The 21,560-nt window shown below is 40.3% G+C and carries 11 protein-coding genes and 2 pseudogenes; 2 read left to right on the top strand and 11 right to left on the bottom strand.

Annotated features, from left to right (window positions below):
* Together B9A18_RS12275 and B9A18_RS12270 are read left to right on the top strand one after the other, a co-directional pair.
* A partial coding sequence (locus tag B9A18_RS12275; protein ID WP_144009483.1) for an integrase core domain-containing protein occupies positions 1-279 on the top strand: 279 nt, incomplete at its 5' end.
* A gap of 54 nt (positions 280-333) precedes the next feature.
* Positions 334-825 (top strand): annotated as a pseudogene (locus B9A18_RS12270) (alpha-L-fucosidase); the annotation flags it as partial.
* A 109-nt stretch (positions 826-934) separates the two neighbouring features.
* Here the strand turns inward: B9A18_RS12270 and B9A18_RS25390 are convergent.
* The 11 genes and pseudogenes from B9A18_RS25390 to B9A18_RS12220 all read right to left on the bottom strand — a co-directional run bounded on the left by B9A18_RS25390 (position 935) and on the right by B9A18_RS12220 (position 21,345).
* Positions 935-1,591 (bottom strand): beta-xylosidase family glycoside hydrolase, encoded by a 657-nt coding sequence (locus tag B9A18_RS25390; protein ID WP_262497661.1) that lies wholly within the window; start codon positions 1,589-1,591, stop codon positions 935-937.
* 12 nt (positions 1,592-1,603) lie between these two features.
* A pseudogene (locus B9A18_RS25385) lies at positions 1,604-2,536 on the bottom strand (glycoside hydrolase 43 family protein); the annotation flags it as partial.
* A 44-nt stretch (positions 2,537-2,580) separates the two neighbouring features.
* On the bottom strand, positions 2,581-5,964 hold the full coding sequence (locus B9A18_RS12260) for an endo-alpha-N-acetylgalactosaminidase family protein (protein WP_084289576.1): 3,384 nt from the start codon (positions 5,962-5,964) through the stop codon (positions 2,581-2,583).
* Positions 5,965-5,970: 6 nt separating this feature from the next.
* Positions 5,971-8,466 carry a beta-galactosidase gene (locus B9A18_RS12255; RefSeq protein WP_084289594.1) on the bottom strand — a complete coding sequence of 832 codons (2,496 nt, stop codon included), beginning with the start codon at positions 8,464-8,466 and terminating at the stop codon, positions 5,971-5,973.
* A gap of 151 nt (positions 8,467-8,617) precedes the next feature.
* Positions 8,618-10,546, bottom strand: coding sequence for a hypothetical protein (locus B9A18_RS12250; protein WP_144009482.1), 1,929 nt, complete (start codon positions 10,544-10,546; stop codon positions 8,618-8,620).
* 107 nt (positions 10,547-10,653) lie between these two features.
* Positions 10,654-13,158, bottom strand: coding sequence for a glycoside hydrolase family 2 protein (locus tag B9A18_RS12245; protein WP_159452655.1), 2,505 nt, complete (start codon positions 13,156-13,158; stop codon positions 10,654-10,656).
* A 273-nt stretch (positions 13,159-13,431) separates the two neighbouring features.
* The gene (locus B9A18_RS12240; RefSeq protein WP_084289573.1) at positions 13,432-15,231 is read right to left on the bottom strand and encodes a RagB/SusD family nutrient uptake outer membrane protein; all 1,800 of its coding nucleotides are present in this window, start codon (positions 15,229-15,231) and stop codon (positions 13,432-13,434) included.
* 26 nt (positions 15,232-15,257) lie between these two features.
* On the bottom strand, positions 15,258-18,617 hold the full coding sequence (locus tag B9A18_RS12235; RefSeq protein WP_159452654.1) for a SusC/RagA family TonB-linked outer membrane protein: 3,360 nt from the start codon (positions 18,615-18,617) through the stop codon (positions 15,258-15,260).
* Positions 18,618-18,838: 221 nt separating this feature from the next.
* The gene (locus B9A18_RS12230) at positions 18,839-20,011 is read right to left on the bottom strand and encodes a FecR family protein (protein ID WP_084289571.1); all 1,173 of its coding nucleotides are present in this window, start codon (positions 20,009-20,011) and stop codon (positions 18,839-18,841) included.
* Between the two features lie 89 nt (positions 20,012-20,100).
* On the bottom strand, positions 20,101-20,706 hold the full coding sequence (locus tag B9A18_RS12225; RefSeq protein WP_084289570.1) for an RNA polymerase sigma factor: 606 nt from the start codon (positions 20,704-20,706) through the stop codon (positions 20,101-20,103).
* Positions 20,707-20,832: 126 nt separating this feature from the next.
* The gene (locus B9A18_RS12220) at positions 20,833-21,345 is read right to left on the bottom strand and encodes a hypothetical protein (RefSeq protein WP_084289569.1); all 513 of its coding nucleotides are present in this window, start codon (positions 21,343-21,345) and stop codon (positions 20,833-20,835) included.
* Positions 21,346-21,560 lie beyond the last annotated feature (215 nt).

Below are 21,560 nucleotides of genomic sequence, written 5' to 3'. Positions count from 1 at the left end.
ATGACTGAAAACGGAGAAGCTTATGAGAACCCCATAGCCGAAAGGATAAATGGGATTCTCAAAACAGAATTTAAGCTTAATCGTATTTTTCAATCCAGGAGTCAAGCGATGCATGAGGTTGCTAAAAGCATTGACTCTTATAATCATCTTCGTCCACATATGAGTTGCGATTATCTCACACCAGTAATTGCTCATACTACTGAACAACCGTTAATTAAGCGGTGGAAAAACTGTAGAAAAAAGTATAATAGAACTAAAGAAAAACAATTAATTTTATAATTATTAACCCCTCTCAAAACTGTAAAGTAAAACCCGTATCAGACCACCTGTCAAACCTTTTCAGGATCATGGGGATACCACCGTGACGAAAATACATGGAAAAGCAATAGAAAATTATTGGATCTGCTTATTACTTCGGTAGCAAATGGCGGTAATTTATTGTTAAACGTTGGTCCTACGGCACGCGGCGAATTCGATCACAGGGCGGTAACAGCATTGGACAGCCTAAGCTTATGGATGCACGCCAATTCGAAATCCATATACCACTGTACTTTTGCCCCAGCCGATTTTAAGGTAAGCGAAGGCACCAAGCTTACCTATAATAAGGATAGCAAGCGGTTGTATGTTCATTTGTTCGAATACCCTGGTACAAGTTATATTTATTTGGAGGGTTATAAAGACAAAGTAAACTATGCACAATTTCTGCACGACAACTCAGAAATTCAAATAGATGCCAAAAAATCTACTGGAAATACCCTGGTTTTAAAATTACCAGCAAAAAAACCAAATTTCGAAATTCCTGTAATAGAATTAATGCTGAATTAATATACCTATAGACATAAAAATGCCCCCAAATAGTTAGATACTATTTGGGGGCATTGTTTTGCGGAGGAATCCAATCTGATTTCCGTCGTTATAAAGAACATAAAATGTATTAGTATTCCGCTTTAAAGTGAAACCAGTTGAAATCCGCAAAGCCGCCCTCACCCTCTTTTCTAGTGGTAAAATTAAATAGCGCAAAACGGTTAGCTGTCCAGGTTAAACCTAATCCCATCTTTAGCGTATTGCCAAAAGGTTTAAAGTTCTTCCCATCCGTGCTATATGAAAAATTGGCAATAAACTTTTTGTCTGTAACATTCGCTCTGATCCATACTTTATTATGGGTAAAATCACTGATGCTATCAATCAATTTACCATCATTTACCATTACCAGGTTAAGCTTTCCGCTCTCTTTCCGCAGACCTATAAAAGCATAAGGGAATTCGAACACCCCAAATCCAGCGAGATTACCATCTTTAAGCCCCGATGCATCCATTTCCACAGTTCCTTCCGAAGTTGGTCCCTGCACCCTTTGGGTAAGGGTATTCCGAGCATTCTTCAGATCCTTAGCAAATGAAGCATGCAAACGCATATGTCCTTTTCGTTCTGACAAAGACCATTTTGTATTGTCGGGATTATGATTCCATTGCCATTGCATTCCGAGCTCTTTTTTATTAAAATCATCCGAAGTAGCCGGATTAACAATTGGGAATGCTTTTCCTACATCAGGCTTTTTACCAGATGCATATCCCTTACCATTTTCGCCCAACATAGGCCAGCCATCTACCCATGTTACTGGTAATAAATGGGGCGCCCTTCCAATTGGGCCCCGATCCTGCATAATGATAAACCACCAATCTCCATTCTTAAGTTGCACCATCCCACCCTGATGCAGGCCATTATTAGGATAGGAACTTTCATCCTGATAGATGATTTTGCTTTCATAAGGACCGGTAAGGTTTTTACTACGCAAACACACCTGCCAGCCTTCGGTACCTCCTGCAGGATTGGTCAGGTAATAATATCCATTTATTTTATACATATGTGATCCTTCCATACCATATGTTTTATAATGAGCTGTTGAACCTGCAGGACGGTCAATGGTTTTATCCCAGATCTTGATGTTATCACCCTTTACAGAAAGTGCATCCGCATTGAGCTCTGTTACATAGAGTTCCCTTGATCCATGCACGACATACACTTTGCCATCATCATCAAAAAATAAACTCGGATCATAGAGGTATTCCGGGAAGATTGTCCGTTTCCATGGGCCTTTCACATCCTTTGCCGTACAAATAGAAAAATGTCCTTTCGGAGAGCCCCATCCTTTGGGTGTACAAAAACCGACATAAAACAGTCCCTAATGATGCCTGATGGTGTTGGCCCAGGAACCATTTAGATACATAGTTCCTCCATTCATATCAAACCTGGGATCTTCATCGTAACGGTCAAGTGCATAACCTCCCATTTCCCAGTTCACCAGATCCTTTGACTTCAAAATAGGAGAGCCGGGCACATAGTGCATACTAGTCGAAACGAAATAAAAATAATCCCCAACCCTGATGATATCCGGATCCGGCCAATCGCCCCATAATATGGGATTCTTAAAAGTACCATCCCCTTTATCGGAGGTATATACATCTGATCCCAATTTGGATTGTGCATTCAGGCTTGCATTCCAAAAGCAACAGGACAGTGTAAACAAAAACTTATTCATCTTAAAATTTAATTCGTGTGTGTAAAATGTGAAAATTATAATGCTTATTGATCAAGATTCCCATCGATTGAAAAATTATCAATAACCAGAATACCATTCCCCTTCTTGGTTGTGCAGATATAGTAATCATCCGTATTGGTTGTCGTAAATTCTCCAGAGAAAACAGAGGTCCCATCAAGTGGAACATTAATCAGCTCTTTGTTGTCTTTTACAGAACGAACAACCAGCCGATAAACTCCCTTTTCTGTAGATTTATAATCAAATTTGATTTTATAGGGAGTATTAGGCCTGAAACGAATCATAGCTGGCGAGGTACGGTAAACTTCACCATTTCCTTCCTGCCATGTTTTTAGCGAGAAATTCCCATCAATAGTATCCTCAGTGTATCCTTCATGACGTTCAGACAAATGCGTTTTATAAGAACTCGCTTTACTTGCAATAAATGGTCCCCAGCCTTCATCCACATGCTCAAAATCTTCGAAATAAGCATGAGCAGATTCTTGATTAACACCTTTTACAATCCTCACATCATCAAATTGCACAAAAGAACCTTCTGCAACACCTTTAAAAGAAAGGTTCAGCACATTACTTCCTCCCTGGTAAACAAAAGAGACTTTCATGCGTTGAAATTTGGTGTTGAATCTATCTGTGTTATCCGTGAAATTCACCACCTTACTTTCGGCTATTGAATAAGATTCGTTTCCAATAGAGAGGATGGCCCTCCCCTCACCGTCTACCTTAGCCCAAACTGACAAGGTATAAGTTGCACCTTTTTCAAGTTTCAAAGCCTGGCTGACGTTTGCAGTGCCTGCCATTTGCAAAATATCCTGTCCATAGGGAGTTTTCACAACCTGTGCACCTTTACCACTGATTGTCCAACCAGACAAACCTCCATCAAATCCTGGATTCGAAATCAATCCTCCGGCACCCCAAATCATTGGAGTAGCATCAGCTACTTTGTTCTTGTAAATCACATAACCTTGTTTAGGGGCAGCTGCTATGGTAATCTCCCGTTGTGCATTGATAGGTAAATCTGCAAGCCATTCGCGTCCTTGGTCAGTCAGCTTATACAAACTCACCGTACCTGTAGATTTCCAGCCATCTGGCAATGTCCAGGTAGATGTTCCACCCTTAGTATTGTAGTGATAAATTTTTTCTTTGGTAACAGGGTTCCATGGAATAAATACGTTATCACCATCCTTTATCAGGTGACCATTTTGACTCATTTTATTTACACCATTAATTAGTTCTGAGACCAAACCTGCTTCAAACACTGCTTTATGATCATTTATAGTTTTCAATGCATGGTACATCAGGAAACGATAAGGAAGTTGCTGAGTAAAGAAATTTTGCAATACCCCATTAAAATCCCTTCCCTTTTGCCAGCCCATAAAACCAATTTCAGCACTACGGGAATAACCACCCAGCAATAAAGGATGAGCGGCATAGCCGTCTCGGAATTTATGTTGAACAAAACGAGAGATCAGGCTCTTCGCATGAGGGGGATAATGCGTCCATATTGCTTCTCTATAAAATATTTCAGGATCTTCGGTCCAGACAGGCCATCCATTTTTATTGAAATGCTGAGCTGTAAAATTTGCGATCGACCGGTGTTCACGGTAAGTATCAATATAAACAAAAGAAAGGTTGGGCAAATCCTTTTTCATTTGATCAATCCTTTGTACAAATGTTCCCCTTTTAACATCTGCTTCCTTATTAATCAGGTAAGCCTGATCCAGCCAGGCCCAACCGGGTATGTCTGTTATAATTTCGCGATCATAGGCTTTTGCCTCGGGGTAAGCTTCACTATGATTGATGTGGACCCCAATATGCGCATTATATTGTTTCGCCTTTTCGGTTAAATATTGTAAATCAGTAAGTCCACCTGCCCTCCGGTTATAGTTACCAGCATAATCAGGATGGGCACTATCGTGGCCTTCAGATTGATATCCTTTCAGTTCAAGCATCTGTCCGAAACCATCCGTAGCCAGGTTAAACTTTTTGATATTATCCAACTGGCGTAAGAAAGGGTACTGCCCGCCACTGGCAAAGTTCATGGTAATGGTGGCATAAACATTTCTGATCAGATCAGCGCCATAAGGTTCCGGGTATACCTGAGCCAAAACATAGGCAGCATCTTGCCAATCTACAGTTTGGTTACCATTATTATCTTTTGCAAAGATAATTTTCATCTCCGGTAAGGGAAGCAACTCATTATTGATGCCCCTATAAATCCATTCATTACTAAACAGGGAGGTAAAATACTCATTTCCTATTTTTGTTGTGCGGTACAATATCTGCTTGGCATTGTAAATTGAATTGTTGTCAATAGTGACCGCAATCTTGTTGTTATTTAGGATTGCAATAGAAGCATAGCCTGCAGTCGTATCAACGGAACGGTTATTCAGCGGCAAAAATTGATCACTATTAACATCATGGGCTATCGACAACATTGCTTTATCATCCTTATTGTTCATTGAAACGATATCGTGATCAGGAAAAGCTATAGTTTTCACCTTAACGTTTCCACGTTCTGCAATCCGGGTTATTTTCATGCCAAGCATCATGTCATGAAGCCTGAATTCGGTAGTTATCCCCACATTTATTTCCGGTATTTCCGATTGATAAACTACCTTACCTGAACTGGCAACAACCTTTGTTTTGGCAGCATATGTCTTTCCGTTAATGATAAATCCGTTTGATATCTTTTTTGCACCTGGTAATTGAACATTCCCCTCTTTTATCTGATACTGATAAACGGCCGGATGATCTTTGGAAAAAGTAACCTCCATTTGATCTGAAATCAGTTTTATCGACGAAGATTTTGCTGGTTTTTCAATCAGGGGGCTAACTTGAGTAATTTTAACATTGCTCAGCTCTATTTCTGCACCATCATATACCCTAAAGCCTACGTATCCTGACTGATTGCCCATTATTGATACCGTAGTACGTGTTACCTGTTCTCCATCAAGATAAATTGCCACGCTTTTACCTATGTATTCAACACGAACGTGTCTCTTGTAATTTTTATAAAACTTAGAGATTTCAATGGCAATTTCCTTCTTTTTTTTTGGTGTGCGAACGTACCAATGAGAATTCGTTAAAACATCTGACGTTAGATCACATCCTACATAAGTCCAGTCTTGGTTATTCAGGTACCTGCCGATCACTCCAAATTTGGAACCCGAATTTTTGGGCAGAACATCAAATTCAATTGCCATATTATACATTTTCGGCAAATCTTTGTTAAAAATCAACATTGATTCCTTCCCCTTTTCAGCTTGAAGGGAAAAAACTTGCTCTTTTTTTGTCAATGATGCATGTTTAACAACTAAACTATCCTTATCGGATGATTGAGCCTTGACGCTTACCGTTGATCCAAGGAAAAAGAAAAGTAAGTAAATGCTATTTAACGGAGTACATTTCATAAATTATTATTGTTTTACCTCTGCACTTTCTGGATACGGCATCACTTCTACCGCATTAATGGCAGCTCCATTAACTGTTTGACGTAATCCAAACACCAGCACATTCTTCTTAGTTCCAAAATTCAACCAGCATTCAGGTAAAAAGAATTCACGTTGTGGCCCTGCTTCCCAATGGCGACCTATGTTATGGCCATTCAGCCACATGTACCCATTTCCTGAAGCATTAATTTTGGCCATCCATGGCATCCATACTTTTGCATCTTTTTCCGGCATCGAGAACTCAACCCTGTACCAGGTAAACAAACCTGTTTGCTCGCCTTTAGGTTGAACGCCATTACCCTTACGAGGAATTTCATCCTGCGTATTCAGGGCAATATGCTCCCATTTGTCAGCCTTAAATGATGGAGAGGTAAAACCTTTTGTAACTCCTGCAACATCGACTGCCAGCTCCCATTGCAATGGACGTGTTAACAAGGTATCTGTTGTAGAAAGCCCAGCCTGTTTGATACCAGCCAATTCTTCCATTGGCACATAACCATGTGCATGACCAAGATTTTCATATGCCACTACAATTTCATTTTCGCCCTCTTTCAGTAAACCAGTTACATCAAAGCGGTTATCAAATTCATTAGGGCGGATGCGGGAATGGGCGCCACGTGTAATCCAGGTTTGTGCATCTGCTTTATCCGGAAAAAGGCGTTTAGGGATCTTGCCGTTAATTTGTACAGACACAATATCACGGGTAAACATGTTAAACAACAACCTGTTTTCTTGCTGAATGTCTGCAGCGCTCAAAGTAACCTTTGAACGATACAAATTATATCGAAAATCGTTGATCCCTACATCTGACAAAGAAGTTTCTTTGGGAAGCGATTTCCACTTAGCTTCATTTACAGGATCGTCATAGCGCAAAGCAGTAGCAATACGTATCGGTGCAATATTCACAGCGGGACGAACCGGATTTTCCGGCTCCATCAAGCACCATTTACCTTGTTCTGGTGTAGCTCCTGGAGGAATAACCAGCACTTGTGTCCCAAGATCAGGCAAATTAAAATCAACGGCAAATGTTTCAGTTGCAGAGGTATTTTCATTAGCAACTGCTGCTGTTTTAATCAGTACTTTCTCTCCATTCTGATTCACATTGTAAATGGGTTCTGTGGATTGAGCCACTTTACCAGGCACTACAGTTACCCTGCCTTTCAAAGGCTTGTTAGGATCCGTGTTGTGGAGAAAAACAAATTTAGTACCATCTGGGGCTATACGCAGTCCACCAAAAAGCGCTTTAGGAGCGTCCTGCAACTCACAGGGCCCACCTACTGATCTTACCAATTTAGATCCATACGTATGGATAAATTCACCAAGGGCTTTGGCCGCAAAATATTTTGGTCCTGTTGCTCCACTTTCCCTGATGGCTGCATTGTAGTCATAACTGGTGGTCATGCCCCGTGCACCCCAACCCTCAAAATGAGTACCACCAAAAAACATATAATAATTGATGCCGGTGCCACCACCAAGCATACTCATTAAACCAATCGCTTTAAAGTGTCGTGCATCAGAATAGTGTTCTTCGCTCAATGTTCCGGTTACCAAAGAAAACCAACCTCCCTGTAATTCAGTCACAAATCCAGGTGCATTGCTTTGACGTCTGCGAAGATCAAACATACGACGGGCACAACTGGGTGCATCGCTCAAATTGGCTACATAATAATTATCGCAATCGAATACCTGCGACAGTTCCGAATCCTTACTCGCCCTGGTTTGACCGGTAAGGCAGGTAAACAATGGAACATCAATGCCATTGTTTTTATAAGAATGATACAAGGCCTTTAAAAAAACTTCTTTGTCTTTAGTCCCGTGTGCATCATATTCATTTTCGATCTGAAACATAATAATCCCCTTCTGTCCCTTCTTCTTTCGGGTGATCTGTTCCGGAGCTAACGCTTTAGAAACGGCATTATACCAATGAACAGACCATTTAATATGCTCAGGATCGGCACCACGTAACCACAATCCACCTTTACCGGGACCAAACTTGGCCAGCCAGCGCGGATAACCCCCACCTGACCATTCGGCACAAAGAAACGGACCGGGACGCACAATGGTGTAAAACCCAAACTCCTCCTGTGCCATCTTCAACCAGGCTTTCAGATCCTTAAAATCTAATTTAGAATAATCATCCAGTCCGGAAGGCATAGTGCGTTCATGCCAATTCCAGGCAATGTAGGTTTCCACAGTATTAAAACCGGCTTCTTTGATCTTTCTAAAACGATCGCGCCATAACTCCTGCGGACAGCGAAAATAATGAAAGGCAGCACTATATATAAAAACGTCCTTGCCTTCAATGTTCATACAAGCACCGTCATAACGGATACGCTCCGGATGGGCAAACTGCTTTACCGGTAAGGATGAGGTTTTCAACTGTTGCGCTCGCACAGCACTAGCCATATTCAGGAACATCAGGAGCATCAGCCCAATAACATTCCATTTTAACTTTTTAACCATAATTAAATTTAAAATCTCCCTGGAGAAGATCTTGCGAAACATTTGTGTGTAAGATTTCTTGAACATTTTTTTTTTAAAATTACCTGATCTAAAATTTTCTCGGTCTAACCTACCGAGGGCTTATAATAGTTTTTATATAACCAAAAAGATGTCACTTTTGGTTTATTAAGTTATTCTCAATAATCACCGCTTCACAATCTTCGGTGAATACGGATACTTCAGCAGGGAATTTATTACCAGATATTTTCAATCCTTTAACACCACGAACCGTAATAAACGGGCAATTTATTACCCCTCTGGATGCTGTTGGATTGGTTTTTGCCTGACCAACAAACTTGTTCCCCAGGATGCGTATGTTCTCATGAACTGAACCACCAAGCTTGACTATCTGCGGAGCTATATCGATACCGCAGTTTAGAAAAGTATTATTCTGAATTAATAAATCACGAACCGGCCCCGATTCCCACCATTTATTAGCATCATCTTCAATTAAAACACCTGGCATGAGGCTATTGATGCTGTTGCCTTCAATGATTATTTTGCCACGTGAAGTAGCCAATATGCCACGACAGGAAGCTAATTCTATCAGGTTGTTACGGATCGTAACATCGGCATGCCATGAAAGATTATCCACTACATCATCTTTGTTAAACATTGGCGCAGGTCCATCCAATGTAACAATCCAATTTTTTCGGGTTGTATCACCTGGCATAACTTCCACTGCCGTTACCTTACGGTGTGGGTTGTCTTTTATTTCGCACAAGGTCAAATGATTGATGACTGCAATCTCATCGCCGGGAACGCAAGGAGCAAATCCATAAGTCTGCTGTTGCATGAATCTTAATTGCAATTTATTTTCTGCAGGCTTTCCTGCAATGCCAACATTTATTCCGTGATAATTCACCCCATCGTCACCTGCTCCTGAAATCCTGCAGGAGTCGATCAAAATTTGTCCGCGGCAATTTGCAAAATGAAACACATCCATACTTGATGGAGACACCCGATTGGTATTTTTTGGCGGGACAACATTAACTCCCCTGAAACTAAGATTCTCAGTAAACTGGCTAACGAATGACATATTGGTCATTGCATTAATTTCACAATCGTAGAAGGAGATGTTCTTACTGTGCGTATTATGAAAACTCAACAAATCATGAAGGATATACCGAAAGCCATATGATTTTCCTTTTTGCAGCCTACAATCTTTTTTTGGATAGTTAAGACGTACTTTCCCTTTTCCCAAATCGGTTGCAGTAGCAGCATCAAACGGAGACCATTTATCAAGCCTTTTCGATTTCCTTGTTTTCAGGTCCGCTTCCTGCGCCATAATCCAGCCATAACCTAGATCGCCTGTCCATTTAAACTTTCCACTTTCAATCTTATAGGTAGATGCTTCTGCTACCTGAACTGTTGCCGCGTCTGCACTTGCATTCAAAACCATAATTTCTGAAACCGACGGGCGTTTAAGATCGAATACCAAATGTTCATAAAAAATATCTTCTGACAAATGATTGATAACTTTGGCCATTCGCTCAGGTCCACTCATCATAATGATTGTTTTGCCTCTCCCATTAATGCCCCCACCACGAATTATTACATGCTTTGCTCCCTCCATTAATATACCACAAGGCTTTGGAGTAAATGTAAAGTCGGCAGTATTAGAGATATGCCATACCCGTCGTAGGGATTTTGGTGATGTGAATTGATGCTTCCCGGGAAGAAATTCAATAACAACAGGCTGTTTCAACGTTCCTTTACCAAATGGCATCAATGTGTACTCATGGATACCGGGTGCTATGACAATTTTATCGCCGGGTGCTAACCTCAAAGCATTTACATTGGCAAACGATTTCCACGCAACAGATGCTTTAGTGCCTTTGTTTTGATCGTTACCTGTTACCGGGTTGACAAAATAAGTTGTATGTCCTACCGATGGTACACGTATAGAAGAGTCGGGGTAAGGAGTTTTTGCAATCTCTCTCAACTTTTTCCACCTGTTTTCAGTTTGTCCATAACTTTGCTGCATCATTAAAAAAGGCATTAGTACAGTTATTATGCTTAAGTGAATTCTATTCATCATCTGTTTTCTAATATTATTCTGTTTTCCCTAATCCCCATTTTTTTAACGACTAAGCCCCTCTCATTTCTTTAATCATCATCAATTTAAACCTTTCAAAAAAGACACTACTAATTGATCTTCAAAACAAAAGGTTTGCTTTTTAAGCCCTCCGTTGTAGCATTGATCACAACCTGTCCTTTGGTTTTTCCTGATTTAAGTATAAAGCTGGCAATGCCCGCTTCTGCATTCACTTTTGCCGGACTTAATAATTTTGCATCTCCATTTACCGTAAGTGTAACAGGCAGCTTGCAATCCCATAACAGTTGTTGCTGCGCATCGCTCAACCTGGCATACACAAAAATCATATCACCATCTGCCTTAAATGCCATACCATTAATGCCTGCCTCCAAGGTTAAGTTGGCCAATTTCCCAGGCGTAGATACAGTATGTTCTTTTACCACCTTTCCGCCGATCAAGCCTACAGCTTTAAGCGTACCAGCTTTAAACTGACCCAGGTTAAATGTAAACGGAGGATGTAGTAACCTATTTGCATTACCTCCATTAAAATAAAGCTTCTTGTTTGAAGCAGATCCATGCCCAGTTTCAGGACCGCTGTCAGGTTTTTGCGTAGCTACCTGTTTCCCGTTCAGGTACAAAGCCACTTCCTCACAATTGCTATACACCACCAGTTTTGAAGGATCTGATTGCTCAGTCCAGTTAGTAGCAAGAAAAACCACCGGACCACTGGCAAAAGGAAGATGTGGGTTTACACTTACGGGCTGCTGACTCTTAAAGAAATAATAACCATACTTCGGAATACGGAAGATATCTCCAACACCCCAGGCTTCGATTCCCACCATGCAACCGGCAATCCCGTCATAAAATGCCCAGGTAAGGTCGCCAATGGCACGAGGTGCATACTTTTGGTTTTTATTATGCGCCCACTGAAAGTTCCAGGCTTGCTGTAACATACCTTTTTCTCCTGCAGCTCTCAACTGTCTGGTCGAACTGTTTCCACCACCAAACTCATAATCACCGTACTCCCTGATCAAAAAGGCATTGTCTGGATACGTAGTGTTATTGCGATTACCGGAATCTCCATTCCAATCATCGTGCGGGACATCATAGCATGCTTTGGTAAAATATGAATCACCACTGGTAAAAAAGTTTTTTGTACCTCGCCACTCACTACGGGCAACTTCTGCCTGACGGCAACGAAATTCTGCAGGTGGATATACTTCATTGATACTTACCTCCCATAGCAATACGCTCGCATGGTTGCGGTCACGCCGAATGGTATGACGGATATCCTGCATAACATGTTCCGTAAAGGCCGGATGCTGATTAAGAAACTGCCAGCCCGGAATACAGTTAACAATCAAAATTCCCAGTTCATCAGCAGCATCCATAAAAGCCGGATCCGGAGGATAATGCCCTGTACGCACTGCATCCATCCCCGCAGCCTTTATTAACCAGGCATCGCGATAGTTGGCTCCATCTGATAGTGCATTACCGATATAGGGGTAATTCTGATGACGGTTGGTTCCGGCAATATGAAATGGCTCGCCATTGATCATCAAACCTTCGTCCTTGGTAATCGTGAAACTCCGGATACCAATACGAGTAATCTGCTCATCCAGTACTTTTTGCTGACTGCGCACCCTGGTCCGTAAGCGGTATAAATTAGGATGGTTCGGATGCCATAGAGAAGGATTTGCCACGTTAATACGCTGTACGTAATGATGATCAGTATTTCCGGCAAGTTTATTTACCGGAGTGCTCACAAAAGCCACTCTCTTTCCATTCTTATCCATCAGTTCATGCTCTATGGTAAAACTGGATTGGTTTTGCTGCTGATTTTGAATGTGTGTTTGCACTTCTATTACCGCCTTTGCTTTTTCAACAACTGGGTAGGTTACAAAAATACCCCCACCAGCTACCTTATTGGCTGAAATGGCATTGGTAATATGCAATGGGCTACGTACATGCAACCATACATCTCTGTATATTCCTGAATAATAGGTGAAATCAAGTTTTTCTACAGGTTTACCTGGCGGTACTACCGGATTGGCCTTATTATTTATCTTCAATACAATCTTATTGTTCGCTCCATAATGAGCCAGATCTGTAATGTCAATTTCGAAAGGTAAATACCCGCCTGTGAAGCGTCCAACATATTTGTTATTGAACCATACCTCACTAACCTGCATCGCTGCTTCAAACTCAATACTCAGGCGTTTACCCCGCAGTTGAGGTGATATGGTAAACTGCTTTTGGTAATAAGCAATCCCTTCCTTTGGCTTTATAATTACCAAAGGTTCGGGGAAAGCAATATGAGGTAAACTTACTGATTGCCATTTCATCCCTTTTAGGGAGGCCATCTCATCTTTTAATGAAGGTATTCCTAGCCCCTGAGCAGCATCCCCAACATTTGTCTTTTCTGTCATAAACTGATCATTCCAATTCGCCCCAAGGCGTCGAAAGGAATCTATTTTTGCCTCAGAGGCAAACTCGCGACCAACAAATTCCCAATCATAGTTAAACTTCTTCGATTGAGCATTTGCATTGCTCATGAATAATAAGAGGAATACAATAACCAATTGCATTCCCCTAGAGTAGATATTAGATAACATTTGTGTGTGTAAAGGTTTTCTGAACATTTTTTTTTAAAATTTCCTTATATGGATTTTTCGAGTTTTTAGCAGCATCAAATAACTGACTTTATTAATCCCTTTACTGCTCCTATTTTGACCATTTTTGACGTTATTTTTACCCCAATAGAAAATCCAATAGTCAGCGTCAGAATTGTATAGGCTGGGAATCAAAGGGGGCTAAACAGCCCCCTTCGTTAAAAGGTATCTAAATGTGTATACAGCCAGTTTCCTGATGTATCCCAGCATTTTAACTTATTGTAATGGGTCAAAAGTTCCGCCCCATTCTTTATTTTGCAGCAAAACATTTTTAGATTGCGAAATTTGAGATGGCTGAAGGGCATAGAACCAGTGATTCAAATCAAGGTTAAATTTATATGACGCATCACCATCAAGATTATCGATATACCTGGCAGTCAACTTAGTACGAGTTACAGCGCTAGTGATTTTTTCATAAGGACCAGGCAAGTTATTCATGTCTTTCACAGTAATATACAAGCCATGTCTTCCAACCTGGTTATTCATGATATCATAACGTTTTAAACGGCGCAGATCATTGAAACGCTTATTTTCAAATGCAAACTCCACCTGACGTTCTTTGATAAAAGCTTCTCTCAAATCAACCTGCGACGTAGCCACGATACCGTAGTTCCCATCAATACCTGCAGTAATACCTGCACGCTTTCTGATCCTTTTCAATACTTCCAGAGCCTCCGTTGATTTGCCAAATTCGTTGGCACATTCGCCATAATTCATCAGTAATTCGGCATAACGCATCTCCACCCAATCTGTTTGGGCCTTGAAGCGATCCACCGTATTAACGGTAGTATCAATACCTTTACGTTGAAAGAATCCGGTACAACCCATATTACCGCTATACCCCGGATGAATCTTTTGAGCGATATTAACATATTTTCCTGGCTCATTCTCATTCCAAATACTCCAAAAGCTCATCCCCTTAATATAACCTGGAGCTTGTTCTTCCGGAGTAGGCTGAGGCGTTCCACCGCAATAGATCGTAGAGAAAAACCTGTCATCACGGTTGTTATAAAAATCTGTCATGAACTGCGTGTTATAAGCAGGATCAATCAATTGATTTTTATCAAATTGCATTGGAGACCCATCCCGTTTAGGGAAAGCAAGTAAAAGCGATAACAAAGGTTGATTGTTATTCTCTGCACCAGGGCGAAGTTCACCAAAGTTATTAGCGTGGCCAGGATAAAAGAATTGATTTACCATCACTACTTCCTTATTGCGTTCATCTGTCCATATGGTATGAAAACGTGGATGCAGATCATGCCCCTGCGTTGCGCCGAAATCAACTGCTGCTTTGCAAGCATTGTAGGCTGCCTCCCAACGTGCAGGATCATTGGTAGGGTTAAACAGCGGACTTGCATAAGTAAGCAGAACCCTTCCCTTCATAGCCATCGCTGCAACTTTGGTAATACGGCCATAGTCTGCACCTGCATTAGCATAAACACCAGGCAGTGAAAGAATGGCATCGTCAAGATCTTTAACAATCTGGGTAATACATTCCGATGTTTTATTACGCGACTTAAACAAGCCTGGTACGTCATTAAAGTCCTGCTTGTGTAAAATAAGTGGAATTCCACCTACACGATTTACCATACCCCAATAAGACCAGGCTCTCCAGAATTTGGCTTCACCAACATATTGGCTCTTCAATTCAACAGGTAAAACAGTAGCAGGAACATTTGCTAATTCATCCAGAAAAAAGTTAGCCTTGTCTATGATTTCGTAATTAAGTCCTGCATTAGTACCCGTTTCCGAAATAATACCACGCAAATAATTCCCGAAATTTTTAGGAGCGTTGATTGCTTCATCTGAATCGTGCCCATTGAATACCCAGCCCGGCATTGATTTTCCATAAATATCATTCAGGTAAGCCTTGATCATCTTAGGGTCACTCCATACCATTTCTGGACTAATTACTCCATTATTTGGATAATCCAATCCCTTCTTACAACCTGATATCAGCACTATTACTGATATACAACTAAGCAAGAGTTTTATATATTTATTATTTCGTTTCATATTTTTCAAAGTTTATTTGTAAAAATTTAAAGCGTAAGATTCACACCGAAATTGAAAGATTTCATCATTGGATAATTAAATCCACCACCTATTTCAGGGTCATAATATTTCTTCTCGAATGCACTAATTATAAATAGATTGGATCCACTGCAATAAAACTTCAAGCCATTAATACCCATTTTATTGGTAATTTTTGAAGGAAGTGAATAGCCAACATTCAACATTCGCAAGCGTAAAAAATCGGCTTTCTTCAGCCAGAAAGTACTTGGAGCATTGGTTACCCAACTGGTTCCATCATTTGCAGAATAACGTAATGGCAATGAGGCTTGAGTATTTTCAGGGGTCCATGAATCATAAGCCCATGGCTTCCACATACGGTTCCATTCCACATTCCCATCAACCAGGTTATTCACCATTCTGTACGTATGTAGATTACCTGCAAAACTAGCATCAAGATTAAAGCCTTTCCACTCAAATCCAAAATTCAGACCTAATGAAATGGGATTAGTATTTTTCTTAACAACCGATTGATCCCAGTCATCCACAATACCATCTGGCACACCGCCTTTACCACTTAAATCAGCATAGGTTAACTGACCTACAGCAGGTGCTCTGCCATGAAATTTATAATTCGGATTGGCAGCAACAAAAGCATCGAGATCAGCTTTAGTGCGAAGCATGCCGGTATTGGTATAGGTGACTACCCTTGAACTCGATTGGTTTAATTCATTTTGATATGGATAAGTAATGTTTTGATCTTTGAAAACCGGAACGGCATTAGCATAACTGGCGTTAAAGTTCGCATAGTAATTCAAATTACTGGTTCTGTTGCGATAGCCAAATGTAAATTCAACACCTTCTGATCTGTACTCACCATAGTTTGATGATGGTAGTGAACGGCTAAACGTAGGGGGTACCTGAGCTATCCTACCGATAAGAATATCGTAAGTCTTTGTTCTAAAATACTCTGCAGTAGCATTAAAATGCCTCAGGAAATTCACGTCAATACCAAAATTATAGTTTCGTGTTTTCTCCCATGTGATGTCTGGATTAACCATTGGTCCATACTGAATACCAACATTACTACTTGGACTGTTTCCAAAGTAAGCAGCGCTTCCATTCCTGTATTCTTGTTGGTACTGCCATGCATTAATGTTATCAGCACTGGTACTTCCTAAAGAAGCTCTTAATTTCAGTAAATCTATTCCTTTCACATTCTTGAAAAAGTTTTCACGGGAAACTACCCAACCTACTGAAGCTGAAGGGAAGAATCCCCAACGGTTAGCAGGGGCGAATTTATACGATCCGTCATAACGGAAAGTAAAACTTGCCAGGTATTTACTGCTGTAATCATAGAAAAACTGTCCTACATATGACTTTCTACCAATAGATTGTTCTGTATTTCCACTGGCATAATCGTCAGCGCGGATACTACTTGCAGCCCACCATTGATCAGTATAGTAAACTGGGAAATTTTCTCGACCTCCTAAAAAACCACCGCTTTTATTCTCTGCTCTTTCATAAGTAACCCATCCCTGTACATGATGTTTATCTAAGAAAGTATGGTCATAGTTCAACTGAAAATTCAATTGAGCATCATCATTCCAGTAATAACTTTCTTCAAGGAACTCTGAGTTATGGCCAGATTTCTTTGTCGATAGCATATCAGATTCTTTGGTACTGATTTGTTTAGGTGTATCGAAGGTTTTCATTATCCACAAATCATAGCGTTTAAAATAGCGCTTATTACGCTCATTGTTAAGCGCTTTGATGTATTGAGCAGAAACACTAAGACCCTGGATCAACGGGATTTTATAAGTCCCCTTCAGGTTTACTACGGGCTTGAGCTGATTACTTTTGGAATAACCTCCATCACCCCTCATCTCTGCACCTAAGTTATGCCAGTCAAACGCAATAGGATTACCTGCATCAGTCCATACGGGTTGATAAGGCTGTCTCAATAGTTCTGCACGATAATCATCCGTTTCATTATTCCCAGGAGGCCTATGCGTAATGTTATTATTTGCAGTAAGGCCGGCAAAAAAAGTTAGATCTTTTGTCACATCTGACGTAATGTTAATCCGAATATTGTATTTATCAAAAGATGTATTTTTTTGAAAAGCATTTTGTTTTACATAAGAACCACCTACAAAATAGCTAAGCTTTTCTGTTCCACCTGAAGCACTCAGGTTGTGTGTTGTGGTTGATGGATCCTGCCAGATATCTTCAATAATGTCATATCCCCATCCATTGTTGATATTTTTGAAGTAATCAAAATCTGACTGCGTCCAACGATCGGATGCATTCGGATTAATGCGGTTATAGATTTCTCCACCTTCAATAGCGCTGGTTCTTTCCGCGTTCTTTCCTCTTTTATCAAAACCGGTATTAAATGAGTAGCTGATTTTTGGTTTTTGACCTTTTTCTCCACGTCTGGTTGTTACTACAATTACTCCCCCGGAAGCACGAGCTCCATATGCGGCAGTTGCTGCAGCATCCTTTAATGCGGTAATATTGTCAACATCATTAGGGCTAAGGTTATTAAAATCAGCGGCATTATCCGTAACCATACCATCAATAACATATAAAACATTTTGATTGTTAAAGGACGATTTTTCTCTTATTTTAATTTCAGGCGCCGTTCCGGCACGTCCTGCTGGCGTGTTTACCCTCACACCGGCCATCTGTCCGGCCAGTAAATTTCCCATAGTTGTTGTTGGTGTATTTCTCCGGGCATCATCCATTTTCATCGTCACCACGGAACCGGTAAGTAAATCCCTTTTTTGAGTTCCATAGCCGATTACAACTACTTCACTCAATTCACTACTACCAACAACTAATGTTATGGTCATTTCCGTACCAGAAACTGCTTTGACTTCCTGAGCAACATACCCAAGATAAGAGATCACGAGAATTGCACCGTTTTTAACATTAGTCAATCTGAACTTACCCTCAACATCAGTGACAACTCCCTTGTCCATTCCCTTTATTTTGACATTAGCCCCGGGTATAGGTTTTCCGCTTTCATCTACAACCATTCCCGAAACATCTACAATTGCTTCCGAGCTAGATGGTGAAAGCCGAATTAACAATGGCTTCTCTTTCACGATGATCGAATTGTTCTTAAAGACGAAAGTCAGGTTCTGATTGTCAAATACCTTATTTAACACGATTAAAAACTCTTCATTGTTTACCTGAATATTTACTGGTTTCGCATTTTTCAGCATACTCTCCGTGACTAAAAAGTCATATCCTGTCTGCATTCTGATACTTTCAAAGACCCTGGTCAGGGGTGCATTTTTTTCGGACAAAGTGATTTTTTGTGCAAACGAATTCGCACTTAATTGCAAGATCACGGTCATTAGTAATAAAATGGTCAATTTCATAACCAATATCAGTTTAGTTACGCCTCTCGGAAGAGTGCATAAGTTTGATTTCCAAATTTCGTACATTTGTTCAGTTTGGTTTATGCGTGTGCCTATTCATTGTCGAGATGCCTGGCATTACGCGGTTAAGATTAATTAATTAATTATTTAAATATTCCAGACCTGGCCAGGATTTCGATTAGCGTCGGTTCCTGGCTTTGTATTATTATGGATAGGTAGTTCTACTTCATAACTGTAATCCTCCTTCCTTCAATATTAAAGTGAACTGCATTTGTAATCTCCAGCATTTCCAGCACCTGATTAATATTTTTAGTTCTTGAAATGGTTCCATTAAACTTCTCATCCGAAATCCCCCCCTTAAACTCTACATTTACATCATACCACCTGGACACCTTTCTCATGATGCTTTCAATATCTTCACGATGAAACCTGAAATAACCATTTTTCCAGGCTACGGCCTCTTCTATATCGGCTTCTGAAACCTCAATCGTTTCATTTTTCCAAACCTGAGCCTGCTGTCCCGGTTTAAGTAGGGTCGTATTTTTTAAGACTGACACCCTTATGCTTCCTTCCAGCAAGGTAGTCATTTGTTTGCGCTCGTCCTTATAGCTGTTGATGTTAAAATGCGTCCCCAGCACCTCCACTGTTTGCTTATCACTTACCACTCTAAAAGGAAGCTTCTTATTTCTCGCCACCTCAAAATAGGCTTCTCCATTAAGTTCAACCTTGCGTTCCCTCCCCTTAAATACTACAGGGTATTTTAATGTAGATGCTGAGTTTAGCCAAACTCTAGTTCCATCTGCGAGCGTTATCTGGTACTGCCCACCTTTTGGGGTCTCGATAATATTATACCCACTTGACGACGAGGCAGCGCTGGTATTATTATAGGTGAGTTGCCCTTTGGCCGTTTTTGTAATGACTACAGTGCCCTGGCTGGCTACTTTACCTACTTCTTCAGTTAACACGACTTTAGATCCACCCGCCAAAGTTAAAATTGCCTTATTACTTCCCGGAACTATAAGCTGCTTATCCTGTTTTGCTATTTGTGGCAACGGTTTCTTTTTCTGGATAAAGAATAAAATTCCTATCGTTAAAAGCGCCAAAACTGCAGCGGCTACCGAAACCCATTTAAAGAGCGGTTTAGCTGAAGAAAGTTTTGCGGACCTTGGAGGAAGTGGTACTGCCTGATAAATCGCCTGAAGTATGGCTTCGCTTTTTTCCGGGTCAATATCAACTTCCTTTTTTGGCATCTGATAGACCTTAAAGAGCAAAGCTTTAACGAGTGTTTCATGCTCAGGCAAAGTCATTAGACTAGTCATTTCCTCCATTTCTTCGGCAGATGCTTTCTGCTTCATAGAAAGTTCAAATAAATATTCAAGTCTGGTTTCGTTCATTACAATATTCCTTAAATAAATACGGGTAATAACATTATACCCTGTTTAAAAAGAATAGACAATAACAAAAAGACTTTGGGGGGTAAGGCTTAAAAATATTTTGCAGAAAAATATAACCCAATAATTAGAGGTGCGTCTTTAAGATGAGCCATACAAAAAGCACGGATACTCCTCATCGCCTGATCCAGGTTCCATTTCACCGTTTCAGCGGATACGTTTAAAGCCAAGGCAGCCTCTTCTCGCTTCATTTCCTGTTCCTTGATCAACTGATAGGTCTGCTTCTGTTTTGGAGGAAGCCGTTCAATCGCCAGCTTTAGAATATGCTCAAACTCTTTGTCTTCAGTTAAATAATCGGTCTGTCTGTAATAAACTGAAATTGATTCTTTTGCCGCCTTAACCAGTTTCTTCTTTTCACTTTGCACCTGTTTTATCGAATTGTAGGTCAAATTCCTGGCAATCGTATACAACCATCCTCCGAAATTTTCGAGATCAGGAAGTATTTCCCGGTTAAGCCAAACCTTTAGAAAAGTATCCTGAAGAATTTCCTCTGCCGTCCATTCGTCCCCAATAATTCTCAAAGCAGTGGTATAAATATTTGGTCGATATTTATCAAACAACAAACTGAATGAATGCTCATCACCCGTTGCCACTTTTTTCAGCAAGGCTAAGACTTCATTTGTATCGGCTATCTTCATGTTAACCCTTTATTTGGCTATATCTGGGAGGCGTTGGTATTATAAACAAATCTGAATATAATTTTAATAAAAAATGCTATAATGAAAAAATAAAAAAGAAAGGTGTTCAGTGCCTGTTCATACCATTTAGATTTTCTTGTAATTCGAATATTCAGATATCGTTTCCATTGGCGCAAGCTGTCCCAAAAACTTAACGATCAAATTCAAATCCTCACTTTCAGTGAAATAGCGTTTCTCGTTTTCCTCATATATAAACTTAACAACCAGATCAAGTTTTTCTGCATTGAAAATTTTTATTTTCAATGGTTTTTCATTTAGGGACTGCAATTTTTCTACCCGTTTTGTTTTCAAATTGATCGTCATATGAAGCCTGCAATCTTTCATAAATGATGCTTCAGCAGCTAGTGATGCAGGATCTTGTTTGTAACTGATTACCAGAAAGTCGTCGTTTATTTTCTCAATTTTGTAGGTATTGTCATCAATTACTGCTGTAACAGGAGCCTTACTGTGATTCTTACGAAACGTTTTGATATCTGATGCACCTGGCGCTTTCCCCTTCACTGAGATCACTGTCCAGCGTTCTGCCTCAGGCTTTGAAGGATACCAAAGTTCAGAAGCTGATAATGATGCAGTTGTCATTAGGTTTGTTGGTATCCGTTTAGGATATAACTTCTCCTTATAAATAAAAATATTTATACCGAAATCACCATAGCATTTCGGTATGAAATTTCTTAGTAATGCTGCAGGATATAATTCAGTTTTTCGCTGTTTTTATGTGTACGGCATTCCCATAGTTTACCAGGCCTGTTTATTTATCTATTTTGTAGTAGAATTCATTGTTCCAGAAATAACGC

This window comes from Pedobacter nyackensis (assembly GCF_900176505.1).
Classification (GTDB): domain Bacteria; phylum Bacteroidota; class Bacteroidia; order Sphingobacteriales; family Sphingobacteriaceae; genus Pedobacter; species Pedobacter nyackensis.
The sequence above is the reverse complement of the archived record's forward strand: the minus strand, read 5'-3'. Positions and strand labels throughout refer to the sequence as shown.